The organism is Catenuloplanes nepalensis (assembly GCF_030811575.1).
In the GTDB taxonomy this organism is placed as follows: domain Bacteria; phylum Actinomycetota; class Actinomycetes; order Mycobacteriales; family Micromonosporaceae; genus Catenuloplanes; species Catenuloplanes nepalensis.
Map to the genome: position 1 here is coordinate 7349437 of NZ_JAUSRA010000001.1, position 13961 is coordinate 7363397.

Annotated in this window: 14 protein-coding genes; 2 read left to right on the forward strand and 12 right to left on the reverse strand. The window is 71.6% G+C overall.

The window, feature by feature from the left end:
- Positions 1-10: 10 nt before the first annotated feature.
- From J2S43_RS31630 to trpS, 4 genes are all read right to left on the reverse strand, one after another.
- Positions 11-436 carry a hypothetical protein gene (locus J2S43_RS31630; protein ID WP_306835253.1) on the reverse strand — a complete coding sequence of 142 codons (426 nt, stop codon included), beginning with the start codon at positions 434-436 and terminating at the stop codon, positions 11-13.
- Positions 437-520: 84 nt separating this feature from the next.
- On the reverse strand, positions 521-1399 hold the full coding sequence (locus J2S43_RS31635; protein ID WP_306835255.1) for a YihY/virulence factor BrkB family protein: 879 nt from the start codon (positions 1397-1399) through the stop codon (positions 521-523).
- A gap of 35 nt (positions 1400-1434) precedes the next feature.
- On the reverse strand, positions 1435-1956 hold the full coding sequence (locus tag J2S43_RS31640) for a 2'-5' RNA ligase family protein (protein ID WP_306835256.1): 522 nt from the start codon (positions 1954-1956) through the stop codon (positions 1435-1437).
- Positions 1957-2973: a tryptophan--tRNA ligase gene (gene trpS / locus J2S43_RS31645; protein ID WP_306835257.1), complete on the reverse strand. Its 1017-nt coding sequence runs from the start codon at positions 2971-2973 to the stop codon at positions 1957-1959.
- 116 nt (positions 2974-3089) lie between these two features.
- Here trpS and J2S43_RS31650 point away from each other — a divergent pair, with 116 nt between their 5' ends.
- Positions 3090-3731 (forward strand): RNA polymerase sigma factor, encoded by a 642-nt coding sequence (locus J2S43_RS31650; protein WP_306835258.1) that lies wholly within the window; start codon positions 3090-3092, stop codon positions 3729-3731.
- Positions 3721-4980 carry a WD40/YVTN/BNR-like repeat-containing protein gene (locus tag J2S43_RS31655; protein WP_306835259.1) on the forward strand — a complete coding sequence of 420 codons (1260 nt, stop codon included), beginning with the start codon at positions 3721-3723 and terminating at the stop codon, positions 4978-4980. Before J2S43_RS31650 ends, J2S43_RS31655 begins: the two co-directional genes overlap by 11 nt.
- Before the next feature lie 101 nt (positions 4981-5081).
- On the opposite strand, the gene galK is transcribed toward J2S43_RS31655, so the two are convergent.
- The 8 genes from galK to J2S43_RS31695 form a co-directional block, all read right to left on the reverse strand.
- Entirely contained in the window at positions 5082-6206 is a 1125-nt protein-coding gene (gene galK, locus J2S43_RS31660; protein ID WP_306835260.1) for a galactokinase, read from the reverse strand.
- A 52-nt stretch (positions 6207-6258) separates the two neighbouring features.
- The gene (gene galE, locus J2S43_RS31665; RefSeq protein ID WP_306835262.1) at positions 6259-7236 is read right to left on the reverse strand and encodes a UDP-glucose 4-epimerase GalE; all 978 of its coding nucleotides are present in this window, start codon (positions 7234-7236) and stop codon (positions 6259-6261) included.
- Positions 7237-7368: 132 nt separating this feature from the next.
- Positions 7369-8661, reverse strand: a complete 1293-nt coding sequence (cysN, locus tag J2S43_RS31670; protein WP_306835263.1) for a sulfate adenylyltransferase subunit CysN — start codon at positions 8659-8661, stop codon at positions 7369-7371.
- A gap of 3 nt (positions 8662-8664) precedes the next feature.
- Positions 8665-9579: a sulfate adenylyltransferase subunit CysD gene (cysD, locus tag J2S43_RS31675; RefSeq protein ID WP_306835264.1), complete on the reverse strand. Its 915-nt coding sequence runs from the start codon at positions 9577-9579 to the stop codon at positions 8665-8667.
- Between the two features lie 114 nt (positions 9580-9693).
- Positions 9694-10527 (reverse strand): 3'(2'),5'-bisphosphate nucleotidase CysQ, encoded by an 834-nt coding sequence (locus J2S43_RS31680; protein ID WP_306835265.1) that lies wholly within the window; start codon positions 10525-10527, stop codon positions 9694-9696.
- A gap of 43 nt (positions 10528-10570) precedes the next feature.
- On the reverse strand, positions 10571-12319 hold the full coding sequence (locus J2S43_RS31685; RefSeq protein ID WP_306835266.1) for a sugar transferase: 1749 nt from the start codon (positions 12317-12319) through the stop codon (positions 10571-10573).
- A gap of 125 nt (positions 12320-12444) precedes the next feature.
- Positions 12445-13047: an aminoacyl-tRNA hydrolase gene (gene pth, locus J2S43_RS31690; protein ID WP_306835267.1), complete on the reverse strand. Its 603-nt coding sequence runs from the start codon at positions 13045-13047 to the stop codon at positions 12445-12447.
- An 85-nt stretch (positions 13048-13132) separates the two neighbouring features.
- Positions 13133-13747 (reverse strand): 50S ribosomal protein L25/general stress protein Ctc, encoded by a 615-nt coding sequence (locus J2S43_RS31695; RefSeq protein ID WP_306835269.1) that lies wholly within the window; start codon positions 13745-13747, stop codon positions 13133-13135.
- Between the last annotated feature and the right edge of the window lie 214 nt (positions 13748-13961).

Sequence of the window (13961 nt, forward strand, 5' to 3'; positions counted from 1 at the left end):
AAGCGAGGCGTCAGGCCGAGAGCTTCGCCGCGATCCGGCGCATGCCGGCCTTGATCTCCGCGGACGTGGGCGGCTCGGCCGCCTCCAGGTGATCGTGGTCGTGGCCGTCCTCGTCGAGCAGGCCGGAGAGGCCCGCGTCGCCGAAGCTCTCGTCCCCGAGCTGCGGCGGCTCCTCCTCGGCCAGCCGTCGCGCCTTCTCGATCTCGTCGCGGATCTCGGTCGCGGCCGTGGAGGGCAGCAGCGGCTCCACCACGGCCATCAGCTGCTCGTCGGCCACCACCGACTCGGCCAGCGCCAGCGCGTGCTGCCGCTCGTACGGCCCGCAGACCACCGGCTCCCACTCGTCGTCGTCCGACAGCGGCCCGAACGTGATGATCCACGGCAGGTCCAGCGTCGGAGAGTCGTCCGGCAGGTCAAGCGTCACCAAAGCCCCCATGGGCCTCATCATGCCAAGTGGAGCCGGCCGCCGTCATGATTGAGGTTTATTCGGCGCCGCCCTCGATCCGCCGATAACCGCGGCTCAGTCCGCTGGTCCCCACCGTGCTGAATAATCCTCGCTCTCGACCGGGCCGCCGGAGTAGTCCCACACCTTTCCGTGCGGGCTGGTCGCCGCCCACGCCGCCGCGAACAGCAGCATCTGGTTGAGCAGGTAGAGGTAGACGAGCAGGCCGACCGCGCCGGTGACGACCGTGTACGCCGGGTTGTGCTGGGCCAGCCCGATCACGTAGCGGCCGGCCGTGTTGAGCAGCGTCACGCCGATGCCGACCTGGAGCACCGGCGGCGCCACCCGCCGCAGCGTCATCCGCAGCCGGGGCACGGCCACCAGCAGCGCGGCGCCGAGCAGCATGTTGAGCATCAACTGCATCAGCCAGGAGTACGCCGTGGTGAGGAAGCTCAGCCCGCCGGCCAGCCAGCCGATCAGGCCCTCCAGCGCGTCCACCGCCACGATCGACGCGGCCAGCATGACCAGGATGCCGAGCAGCACGCCGAGGTCGACCAGGCGGCGGACGATCAGGTTGCCGGGCTGCTGGTCGAGCCGCCAGATCAGCCGCTGCGAGGAGCGGATCGCCTCGACCCAGCCGATCCCGGAGAAGACCAGCCCGACCAGGCCGATCAGGCCGACCCGGCCGCGGCTGTCCAGGATCGCGTTCGGGTCGATGATCTGCATGTTCTGCGACAGGTAGTGCCGGACCGCGTCGAACAGGTCCAGGTCGAAGCTGAGCAGGAACCCGAAGACGGAGTACGCCAGCAGGCCGATCGCGAACAGCGCGAAGAACGAGTAGTACGCGATCGCGGCCGCGCACCGGCCGGCCAGCACCTCGCCGTACCGCTCCTGGGCCAGCCAGAAGTGGTCGAGGACGCGGTTGGCCCGGCGGGCGCGCTCGACGGCGTCGTCCACCGCGCGAAGCACCCGGCCGAGCGCCCGCCCGAGCACTAGCGCAGCGGGAAGTCGCGTCGGGGCTGCCAGGCGCCTTCGCCGCCGTGCAGGAACAGCGTGAAGGAGCCGACCTCGAAGCGGGCCTCGAAGTCGGCCAGGTCCTCGTACGCCGTGTCGAGCGCCTCCGGCGTGACGTCCTGGGCGATCGTGACGTGCGGGTGGTACGGGAACTTCAGCTGCCGGTCGATCTCGTCGGCCGCCGCGATCGCCGAGGCCAGCCGCTCGCACTCGCCGATGCCGGTGGCGACCGCGACGAACACCACCTGGGTCAGCGGCCGGAACGTGCCGGTGCCGCGCAGGTGCAGCTCGAACGACGGGTGCGCGGACGCGACCGCCGCCAGGTGCTTCTCGATGGCGGGCAGCGCGTCCGCGTCGACCTCGGTCGGGCCGAGCAGCGTGACGTGCGCGGGCACGAACGCGGCCTGCGGGTCACCGGCCTGCGCGCGCCGCGCCGTGAGGACGCTGCCCCACGGCTCCGGGATGTCGACCGCGACGCCGACCCTGGTGGTGTGCGGCACCTACGCCTTCCCCGCGAGGAAGCCGATGCGGTCGTAGACCGTCGCGAGCGTGGCGGCCGAGACCGCGCGCGCCTTCTCCGCGCCCGCGGCCAGCACCTTGTCGAGCTGTGCCGGATCGTCGAGGTAGGCCTTGGTGCGCTCCTGGATCGGCGTGACGAACTCGATCACCACGGCGGACAGGTCCTTCTTCAGGTCGCCGTAGCCCTTACCGTCGTACGCCCCGGTCAGGTCCTCGATCGTCCGGCCGGTGAGCGCGGAGTAGATGGTCAGCAGGTTCGAGATGCCCGGCTTGTTCTCCGGGTCGAAGACGATGTCGCGGCCGGTGTCGGTGACCGCCGACCTGATCTTCTTGCCGGACCGGGCCGGTGTCTCCAGCAGCTCGATGATGCCGTTCGGTGACGAGGCCGACTTCGACATCTTCGCGGTCGGCTCCTGCAGGTCGGTGATCTTCGCGGTGTCCTTGATGATGTGCGGCGCCGGCACCGTGAAGGTCTGCCCGTAGCGGTGGTTGAAGCGCTGCGCCAGGTCGCGGGTCAGCTCCAGGTGCTGCCGCTGGTCCTCGCCGACCGGCACCGCGTCCGCCTGGTAGAGCAGGATGTCGGCGGCCTGCAGGATCGGATACGTGAACAGGCCGACCGACGTGCTGTCCGCGCCCTGCTTGCTCGACTTGTCCTTGAACTGCGTCATCCGCCCGGCCTCGCCGAACCCGGTGAGGCAGTTCATCACCCAGGCCAGCTGCGCGTGCTCGGGCACGTGCGACTGCACGAAGAGCGTGCTGCGCTCCGGGTCGAGGCCGATCGCGAGCAGCTGCGCGGCGGAGACGCGGGTGCGTTGACGGAGCACCGCCGGGTCCTGCGCGACCGTGATCGCGTGCAGGTCGACCACGCAGTAGAACGCGTCGTGCGAGTCCTGCAGCGGCACCCAGTTACGCAACGCACCCAGGTAGTTGCCGAGGTGGAACGAGTCGGCGGTCGGCTGAATGCCGGAGAGCACCCGGGGACGCGGCGTTTCGGACATGGACACCATTCTGTCAGCGCCCCGGGAACCTTGTCACACAGGTATGGGTCGTACCCTGCGTGGAGAGAGTAGGTTGAAGGTTCAACTAACGTGATCACGACGCCGGGAGGCCACGGTTGCTGGCACAACGCGACGAGGAGATCGGCGACGATGACGAGCGCGCCCTCACCGAGATCTACCACGCCTGCTATCGGCGGCTCGTGACGCAGGTCTACGCGTTCACCACGGATCTGACCGAGGCGCAGGACGTGGTGCAGGAGGCGTTCGCGCGCGCCCTGGCCCGGCCGGGCACGCTCACCTCGCTGGACAATCCGGAGGCCTGGCTGCGCACCGTCGCGATCAACGTGGTCCGGCGGCGCTGGCGGCGCCGGAAGCTGCTCGACACGATCCTGCTCCGGGACCGCCCGCTGGTCGAGGCGGTCGCGCCGCCGCCCAGCCCGGAGCGGCCGGACGTGCACGCGGCGCTGGCCCGGATCCCGGCCGGCTACCGCCAGGTGATCACGCTGCACTACTTCGCGGACCTGCCGGTCGAGGAGATCGCCCAGCTCCTCGATCTGCCCACCGGCACGGTCAAGTCCCGCCTCTACCGGGGCCGGGCCGCGATGTCCGAGCTGCTCGCGGACTATCCCGGGCACGCACCAGAACAGGCGCCGCAGGCGCCGGAGAAGACCATGCCCACACCAGCACCGGTACGACGCAGGGCCACCCCGCTTCCCGGGGTCGCGGCCGCGGGGGTGGAGGTGGTCCGTGCCCGCTGAGGACCCGTCCCTGGACGAGCGCCTCGACGCCGCCCGCAACGACGTGCTCGGCCGCATCTCGCAGCCGCCGCTCGGCGCGCTGCGAGCCCGTGCGCACGCCCACCGCGTCCGCCGCCGGCGCGTCGCCACCGCCGCGATCGCCACGCTCGCGGTTCTGACCGGCGGCGCGGTCGCGCTGCGCCCGCAGCTCGGCGGCGCCGACCGGGACGCACCGATCGCCGCGGTCCCGGCTCCGGTCACCGCGAGCCCGGCCCCGGACACCTCCGTCATCAGCGGCGACGGCATCACGCTGATCGGCCTGGAGGACGGCGCCGCCATCACCGACCTGCCGGGCCGCATCGGCCAGGTCGCGTTCGTCGACAAGAGCACCGGCTACGTGCTGAACGACTGCACCGGCGATCCGCACTGCGCCCGCACGCTGGCCCGGACCACGGACGGCGGCCGGCGGTGGGAGACCAGCCCGGTCGGCACCGACCTGGAGATCACCGAGCTGAACGCGTTCGCCGGTGGCACCGTGGTGCTCAGCTCGGACACCGAGTCGCTGGTCTCCGGCAACTCCGGGCGCGACTGGTCGCGCGTGCCGAACGGGCCGGCCTCCACGAACTCGCTGACCGACGGCGACGTCATGTGCCGCCGCCAGGGCGAGAGCGGCGCGTTCCGGACGGCGGCGCTGTCCACCGGCGGCCGCGCGGTCGCGCTGGCCACCCAGCCGGAGCTGGACGTGCGCTGGGTCGCGCCGGCCGCCACCGCGTCCCGTGCGTGGTGGGTCGCGGGCGTCGACCACCAGGGCAGGGCCGCGGCCGCGGTCACCCACGACGCGGGCGAGAGCTGGGATCTGCGGTCGTTCGGCACCACCGGCGTCGAGGGCATCTCGGTCGCGGTCCGCGGCACGGACGTCTACGTGATCGTCACCGGCGAGGACGACGCGGTGCTGGCCGTCCACCACTCCGCGGACGGCGGCGCGACGTTCCGCGCCACGCGCGAGGCCGGCGCCACCGGCAAGCCGGGGTCCGTCTCCGGCGAGGCGGTGCCGCTGCCGGACGGGCGGCTGCTGGTCGCGAGCGGCGGCGCCACCTGGTGGGTCAGCGCCGACCACGGCGCCACGTTCACGAAGCTGGCCGGCTCGCTGCCGCACGTGGGCGAGCTGCGCCGCACCACGGCCGGCTGGGTCGCGGAGAACCTCTACGGCTCCGGCTACGTCGCGTTCTCCACCGACGGCCTCACCTGGCAGAAACTCTGGATCAACTGACGCGCCCGCCCTTCTGGGCGCGACACGCGAACGGCCCCGGGCACTCGCCCGGGGCCGTTCGCGTGAGGCCGTTCGCGTGAGGCCGTGATCGGGGCAGGGAGTCAGAGGCGGTGAGCGCCCGGCGCCGCGGTGGCGACGAACGTGGTGGGCGCCGTGAACGAGCGGGCCGCGTAGGCCTTCTCCACCGCGACCCGCACCTCGTCCGCCGCGGACGTCTCGACCAGCGCGAGCACGCAGCCGCCGAAGCCGCCACCGGTCATCCTGGCCCCGAACGCGCCCGCCGCAAGCGCCGCGGAGACGGCCAGGTCGACCTGCTCGACCGTGATCTCGAAGTCGTCGCGCATGGACGCGTGCGACGCGGTCATCAGCGGGCCGATGCCGCGCACGTCGCCCGCGCGCAGCAGCTCGACCGTGCGCAGCACCCGGTCGTTCTCCGTGACGATGTGCCGGGTCCGGCGGCGCAGCACCTCGTCGTCCAGCCGGGCCAGCGCGTCGTCCAGCCCGCCGAGCTCCACGTCGCGCAGCGCGGCGACGCCGAGCGCGGACGCGGCCGCCTCGCAGCTCGCCCGGCGCTCCGCGTACTCCCCGTCGACCAGCTGGTGCGGCGCGTTGCTGTTGATCACGAGGATCGCCAGGCCGGCCGAGGCCAGGTCGAACGGGATGTGCTCGACCTGGAGACTGCGGCAGTCCAGGAACAGCGCGTGGCCCTCGCGGCAGCGGATCGACGCGGACTGGTCCAGGATCCCGCTGGGCATCCCGACGTACCGGTTCTCGCCGAGCTGCGCGATCGCGGGCCGCTCCTCGATCGGCACGTCCAGGCCGCCGAGGTCGACGAGCGCGCCGAGCACCGCGGACTCCAGCGAGGCGGAGGAGGAGAGGCCGGCGCCGAGCGGCACGTCCGAGGTGATCGCCAGCCGGGCGCCGGGCACGTCGTGACCCCGCTCGCGCAGCGCCCAGACGACCGAGGCCACGTAGGCGCCCCAGCCGGGGACGCCGCCGGGGGTGAGATCGTCCTCGGTGAAGCGGACGGTCTCGCCGTTGAGTGCGGACCACGCCTCCCACGACGTGCCGGGGAGCCGTGCCGCGGACACCTCGGTCCGCTGCGGGATGGCGAAGGGCAGCACGAACCCGTCGTTGTAGTCGGTGTGCTCGCCGATCAGGTTGACCCGGCCCGGCGCGACCCAGGTGCCCTCGGGCGTACCCCCGAAGATCTTCTCGAAGGTCACGCCGGTTCTCCGCTCTGCTTACGGCCGTCTGGTGCGACATCCTGAAGCTCGCTCATGCTGCCACGTGCTCCCGGTAGAAGGTCCACGCGTCACCGATCATCGCCTGCAGCGTCGGCTTGGCCGGGACCCACCCCAGCTCGGCGCGCGCCCTCGCGGACGACGCGACCAGGATCGCCGGGTCGCCGTCGCGGCGCGGCGCGACCTCGACCGGCAGCTCGGCGCCGGTGACCTCGCGGACCGCCTCGGCCACCTCGCGGTTGGAGAAGCCCTGGCCGTTGCCGAGGTTGTAGAACCGGTGCTCGCCCGGCTTCGACGTCTCCAGTGCGAGCAGGTGCGCGCGGGCCAGGTCCTCCACGTGGATGTAGTCGCGCACGCAGGTGCCGTCCGGCGTCGGGTAGTCGGCGCCGAAGAGCGTCAGCTTCTCCCGCTTGCCGGCCGCGACCTGCAGCGCGATCGGGATCAGGTGCGTCTCCGGGTCGTGCCGCTCGCCGATCGCCCGGTCGTCGCGGATGTAGGCGCCGGCCACGTTGAAGTAGCGCAGCGACGTGACGCCCAGATCGTGCGCGAACGCCTCCGAGGTCAGCGCCATGTCGAAGGCCAGCTTGGTCGCGCCGTACGTGCTGGTCGGCAGCGTCACCGCGGTCTCGGTGATCGGGATCTCGGTGGGGTTGCCGTAGCAGGCCGCGGTCGAGGAGAAGACGAACCGGGGCACGCCGGCCGCGCGCACCGCGTCCAGCAGCGCGAGCGAGTGGACCACGTTCTGCTGCCAGTAGAGCTCGGGCTTGGCCATCGACTCGCCGGCCGCGATCAGCCCGGCGAAGTGCAGCACGCCGTCGAACCCGGCGCCCGGCGTGAGCACCGTGGCCGCGTCCTTGATGTCGGCCTCGACGAACGTGGCGTCCGGGGCGACCGACTCCGCGTGGCCGGTGATCAGGCTGTCGAGAACGGTCACCTCGTGCCCGGCGTCCAGCAGCAGCCGGCTGACGACACTGCCGATGTATCCGGCGCCGCCGGTGACGAGCAATTTCACGTCCGTGACCTCCTAGGTCGAGTCTGCTCCGATCATAGTTCCACCAGAATCGCTCAAGAGTCAACACATTCAAACATTCGCGGGTACGGAAAAGGGCCGCCCCTGCCCGGGACGGCCCTCGTCACGCGTGCGTCAGCTCGCCTCGCGGATGATCCCGGCGCCGACCGTGCGGTTCGTGATCTCGTCGATCAGGATGAAGCCGCCGGTGGTGCGGTTGCGCCGGTACTCGTCCGCGAGCAGCGGCACCGTGGTGCGCAGCCGGACCCGGCCGATCTCGTTCAGCCCGAGTTCGGTCGCGCCCTCGTTGCGGTGCAGCGTGTTCACGTCGATCTGGTACTGCAGCCCGCGCACCACGGCCCGCGCGCTCCGCGTGGTGTGCTTGATCGCGTACTTCCCGCCCACGGTCAGCGGCCGGGACTCGTCCATCCAGCAGATCATGGCCTCGATGTCCTGGGCCGTGTTCGGCTGGTTGTGCGGACGGCAGATCATGTCGCCGCGCGAGACGTCGATCTCGTCCTCCAGCCGCACCGTCACCGACATCGGCGGGAACGCCTGCATGACCGGCCCGTCCGCGGTGTCGATCGACGCGATCTTCGACGTCATCCCGGACGGCAGCACCAGCACGTCGTCGCCGGGCTTGAGCACGCCGGACGCGACCTGACCGGCGTAACCCCGGTAGTCGGTGACCGTGGTCGACTGCGGGCGGATCACGTACTGCACCGGGAAGCGCACGTCGACCAGGTTCCGGTCGGAGGCGATGTGCACGCGCTCCAGGTGGTGCAGCAGCGACGGCCCGTCGTACCACGGCGTCTTCTCGGAGCGGGTGACGATGTTGTCGCCGTGCAGCGCGGAGATCGGGATGACCGACAGGTCCGGCGCGTCCAGCTTCGCCGCGAACGAGGTGAACTCGTCCGCGATCTTCTCGTAGACCTCCTGGTCCCAGTCGACCAGGTCCATCTTGTTCACGCAGAGGACCAGGTGCGGCACGCGCAGCAGCGAGCAGAGGAACGCGTGCCGGCGGGACTGCTCGACCAGGCCCTTGCGCGCGTCCACCAGGATCAGCGCCAGGTCCGCGGTGGACGCGCCGGTCACCATGTTCCGCGTGTACTGGATGTGCCCGGGCGTGTCCGCGATGATGAACTTCCGCCGCGGCGTGGAGAAGTACCGGTACGCGACGTCGATCGTGATGCCCTGCTCCCGCTCGGCCCGCAGGCCGTCGGTGAGCAGCGCCAGGTTCGTGTACTCGTCGCCGCGCGCGGCGGAGACCGCCTCGACGGCCTCCAGCTGGTCGGTGAAGAGCGACTTGGTGTCGTAGAGCAGCCGGCCGATCAGCGTGGACTTGCCGTCGTCCACCGAACCGGCGGTGGCGAAGCGGAGCAGGTCCACGGTGCGGGAGTCGTCCGCCACCGGAGCAGGTGCAGTCATGATCTAGAAGTAGCCTTCCCGCTTGCGGTCTTCCATCGAGGCCTCGCTGACCCGGTCGTCGCCGCGGGTCGCGCCGCGCTCGGTCAGCCGGGTGGCCGCGACCTCCGCGATCACCTTCTCGACCGTGTCCGCGTCCGACTCCACGGCCGCCGTCAGCGACGCGTCGCCGACGGTCCGGTAGCGCACCCGCTTGGTGACGATCTCCTCGCCCTCGCGGGCCCTCAGGTATTCGTTCACCGCGTAGAGCATGCCGTCGCGGACCACCACGTCGCGGTCGTGCGCGTAGTAGATGCTCGGCAGCTCGATCCGCTCCCGCTCGATGTACCGCCAGATGTCCAGCTCGGTCCAGTTGGACAGCGGGAACACCCGGATCGACTCGCCGGCCTGGTGCCGTCCGTTGTAGAGCGACCACAGCTCGGGGCGCTGGTTCTTCGGGTCCCACTGGCCGAAGTCGTCGCGGAACGAGAACATCCGCTCCTTCGCGCGCGCCTTCTCCTCGTCCCGGCGCGCGCCGCCGAACAGCGCGTCGAACCGGTACTTCTCCTGCGCGGCCAGCAGCACCGGCGTCTGGATGCGGTTACGGGTGCCGTCGGCCGGCTCACGGACCGTGCCGGACTCGATCGCCTCGGGCACGGACGCGACCACCAGGTTCAGTCCGAGCTGCGCGACCCGGCGGTCCCGGTAGGCCAGCACCTCGGGGAAGTTGTGGCCGGTGTCCACGTGCATCACCGGGAACGGGATGCGCGCGGGCGCGAACGCCTTCTCCGCGAGGCGCAGCATCACGATCGAGTCCTTGCCCCCGGAGAAGAGCAGCGCCGGGCGCTCGAACTCGGCGACCACCTCGCGCATCACGAAGATGCTCTCCGCTTCGAGGGCATCCAGATGCGAAACCCGATATGTCTGGGGAGTCTGACTCATGCCTGATTCCCCTCGATGCTGCGGATGCGCTGTGGGCGGCGCTGAGCTGCCGATTCGCTCGCAAGCTCGCTCATTCCCGACCTTTCCGGTTGGTCAAGTGCTGAATTTCGTCCATCACGGTACCCGCAAGTGTCCGCGGAGTGCCGAAAGCAACCGAGGAGCGAGATCCTTGCGGCACACCACCAGGTCGGGGAGGCGGGGATCGGCGCCGTTATATTCCAGCGCACTCCCGTCGACCCGGCTAGCGTGCAGCCCGGTGGCCGTCGCCACAGCGACCGGCGCGGCCGAGTCCCACTCGTACTGGCCGCCGGCGTGCACGTACGCGTCCACCTCGCCGCTGATCACCGCCGCGATCTTGGCGCCCGCCGACCCCATCGGGACCAGCTCCGCGTCGATCTCCTCGGCCAGCGCGCTCAGGAACGCCGGCGGGCGCGACCGGCTCGCGGCCAGCCGCAGCCTCCCGCCGGTGGCGGACGCGACCGGCAGCGGCGGGTACGCCGGTGGGTGGTCCGTGGCGATCACCCGGTGCTGGGCCGGCAGCGCCACCGCGCCCGCGGCCAGCCGGCTCGGGTGGTGGCAGTCCGCGCTCCACAGCGCCACGTGCACGGCCCAGTCCGCGCGCCCCTCCTCGGAGAACTCGCGCGTGCCGTCCACCGGGTCGATGATCCAGACCCGCGCCGCGTCCAGCCGGGTGCCGCCGCCGGCCAGCACGCCGCGCGCGTCCTGCTGCTCCTCGGAGAGCACCGCGTCGGCCGGCCGGAGCCGGGCCAGCTCCGACATCAGGAAGTCGTGGGCGCGCTTGTCACCGGCGGCCTTGAGCGCGGCCGGGTCGTCGTGACCGACCTCCGCACGCACCTCCATCAGCAGCTGACCGGCGCGACCGGCCAGCCACCGGGCGAACGCACCGTCGATGACCGGCGGGCTGTCGCCGCCCTGACTCTCACTCATGCCTCGTCCACCAATCGCCTCGAAGCCCCTCGCGGGCGCCGTCTCAGTAGGCGCCGGAGGAACGGGCCACCACGGCCACCGTACGCAGCAGGATCGTCAGATCCAGTGACAGTGACCAATTCTCCACGTAACTCAGGTCCAGTCGCACGGCCTCGTCCCAGGTGAGGTCCGAGCGGCCGGAGACCTGCCACAGTCCGGTCATCCCGGGCTTGACCACCAGCCGGCGGCGGGCGTCGTCCGGGTACGCGGCGACCTCGGCCGGCAGCGGTGGCCGCGGTCCCACCAGCGACATCTCCCCGCGCAGGACGTTCAGCAGCTGTGGCAGCTCGTCCAGGGAGAGCCGGCGCAACCAGCGGCCGATCGGCGTGACCCGGGGATCGTCACGGATCTTGAAGAGCACTCCGTCGTGCTCGTTGAGGTGGCGCAGCTCGGCGAGCCGGGCCTCCGCGTCCGGGTACATGCTGCGGAACTTGTACATCACGAACTCGCGCCCGTCCCGCCCGACCCGGACCTGCCGGAAGAGTACCGGCCCGGCCGAGCCGAGGCGCACCGCGGCGGCCAGCGACAACAGCAGCGGCGCGCTCGACAGGAGCAACACGGCCGCGCCGGCCCGGTCGACGATCTCCTTCACCACCCGGGTCGCGCCGTCCAGCCGCGGGTGGTCCACGTGCAGCATCGGCAGGCCGTCGACCGGCCGGACCGTGGTCCGCGAACCGGCCACGTCGATCAGCGCGCTGGCCACGATCAGGTCGGCCTCGTTGCGCTCCAGCCGCCAGGCCAGCCGGCGCAGCGCCTGGCCGTCCAGTTCCGGGCAGCTGAGCACGATCACGGTGTCGGCCGAGGCCGCGTCCACCGCCTCGGCCACGTCGTCGAACGTGCCGTAGACCGGCAGGCCCACCGCGCCGTCGTGCCGCGGCGGCAGGCACGCGCCGACGACCTCGTACCCGTGGTAGCGCTCGCGCCGCAGCTGCCGGCTCATGTGGATCACGGCGAGCTCGTGGCCGACCAGGATGACCCGGCGCAGGCACTGCCCGCGGGTACGCGCCATGTGCAGGCGTTTGCGCAGCAGGAAGCGGACCGAGACGGTGGCGGCGGTGGCGAACGGCAACGCCATCAGCACGTACGAGCGGGCCAGCGGCAGTTCCAGCGCGTACGAGACGATCGCGGCCGCCGCGGTCAGCCCGAGCCCGGCCCGGATCACCCGCTGATACTCGTCGATGCCGACGTAGAGGAAGCGGCGTTCGTAGCAGCGGCCGATCGCCAGCACCGCGATCAGCGCGACCGGCAGCAGTACGGACAGCAGCGCGTAGGCCCAGTTCCGGGTGGTGACCACCTGACCGAAGCGCAGGCCGAACGCGAGTGCGCCGGCCAGCACGCCGACCATGAGATCCGCGCCGAGCAGCCGCCGCACGTAGCGGCCCTCCCAGCCGTACCGCCGGGAGGTCGCGGCGTGCCGGCCCGGTGTGCGCCGCAGCGGCCGCCGCTGCCGCTCCGGTGCGGCCGACGGCACGTCCGAGACCGGGCTGACCGGCGCGACCGTGCGGTCGAACGCGGCCTGGATCCGCTCCATCGACACGGTGGCGGCCGGGTCGTCCCAGTCCGGCCAGTCCATCGGCGATCTCGTGGAGACCGGCCTCGCGGAGACCGGCCTCGCGGGCTGCCGGGGCGGCGCGGCCGGCATCGGCGCCGAGACGTCCGGGGGATGGACCTCCTCGACCAGGATGCCGTCCGGGGTGACCCGGTAGAGCACCGGCCAGGTGGCGTCCGCGTCGCGCACCCGCCCCTGCTCCACCGTGCCTCACCCCCGCAGCCTGCATGACGAGCCGGCGCTACCGGCCCGCCCAGGTGACCAACTCTCGATCACCCGGCGGCGTCACGGCTCCATTCGGGGGAGAAATGTAGCCATAGAGACCGGTTTCAACGGCCGTGGTAGTAGTTCTGCGCCGGTTCGAGCCCCTTCTCCACGATCATCTCGGTGAAGTCGGCCGCGCGGTCGATCAGGAACTCCAGCTCCTTGCGCTCCGCGCCGGCGAAGTCGGAGAGCACGTAGTCCGCCGGGTCCTGCCGGCCCGGTGGACGGCCCACGCCGAACCGCACCCGCGCGTACTCCTTGGAGGCCAGCGACTTCGACATCGAGCGCAGCCCGTTGTGGCCGCCCTCGCCGCCGCCGCGCTTCGCCCGCAGCTCGCCGAACGGGATGTCCAGCTCGTCGTGCACCGCGATCACGTGCTCGACCGGAATCTTGTAGAACTGCGCCAGCGCGGCCGCCGGCCCGCCGGAGAGGTTCATGTAGGTCAGCGGTCTCGCCAGCACCAGCCGCGGGCCGCCGATGCCGAGGCGCCCCTCGGCCACGTCCGCCACCGCGCGCCGGTGCCGGCCGAACTTTCCGCCCACCCGCTTCGCCAGCAGCTCGGCGACCATGAAACCGACGTTGTGCCGGTTCCCCGCGTACTCCTTACCGGGGTTGCCGAGGCCCACGATCAGCCACGGCGCGTCGTCGATGGCGACCTGGTCCGTCATGACTCCCTCTCAGGCGGAAACGCCCGCCCCCTCGGACTACCGGGGAGCGGGCGCCTCACATGGCTCGCGACGAAAGCGAAAGGTCTTACTCGGCGGCGCCGGCCGACTCGGCCGCAGCCCCGGCCTCGGCGGAGTCACCCTCCAGGTCGGCAGCGGTCGGCGCGGCGGAGACGATCGCGATGATCAGCGACGGGTCCGCGACCAGCTCGGTGCCCTGCGGCAGCTGGACGTCGGCCGCGGTGATCTGCGAGCCGGCCTCCAGGCCGTCGACCGAGACCTCCAGGGTCTCCGGCAGGTGCAGCGCGTCGGCGGAGACCGAGAGCGTGTCGTTCTCGTGCTGGATGAGCGTGTTCTTCGCGGCCTCGCCGGTGAGCACGATCCGGATGTCGACGGTGACCTTCTCGCCGCGCTTCACGATGATCAGATCGATGTGCTCGAACGAGTCCTTGATCGGGTCACGCTGGATCGCCTTGGCGAGCGCGAGGATCGCGCTGCCGCCCGGGATGTCGATCGCGAAGACCTGGTTGGAGCCACCGTGCCGGATGGCGGCGGCGAACTCACGGGCGGGGAGCGCGATGTGCTGCGGCTTCTCGCCGTGCCCGTACAGCACGGCGGGGACCTTGCCGGCACGGCGCGTGCGGCGGGCGCCGCCCTTGCCGAACTCGGTGCGAAGCTCGGCGCTGATCTTAACCTCGGACACGGAAGTAACTCCTGATGCTTTCGTCGGGCTCGTGTGCGATGCTCACCCGATCATGACCGGATGAAGTGGCTGCGGTGCCGGGCGAGAGGCGCGCTGGGCACGGGCCCGGGGCTCAGAAAGGGCCCAGAACACCGCGTCGATCACGATGCCTCCATGCGGCCAGTGCTTCGTCAGCATCGGCCCGCAGGGCACCCTCGCCGTGGCAACCTGACCA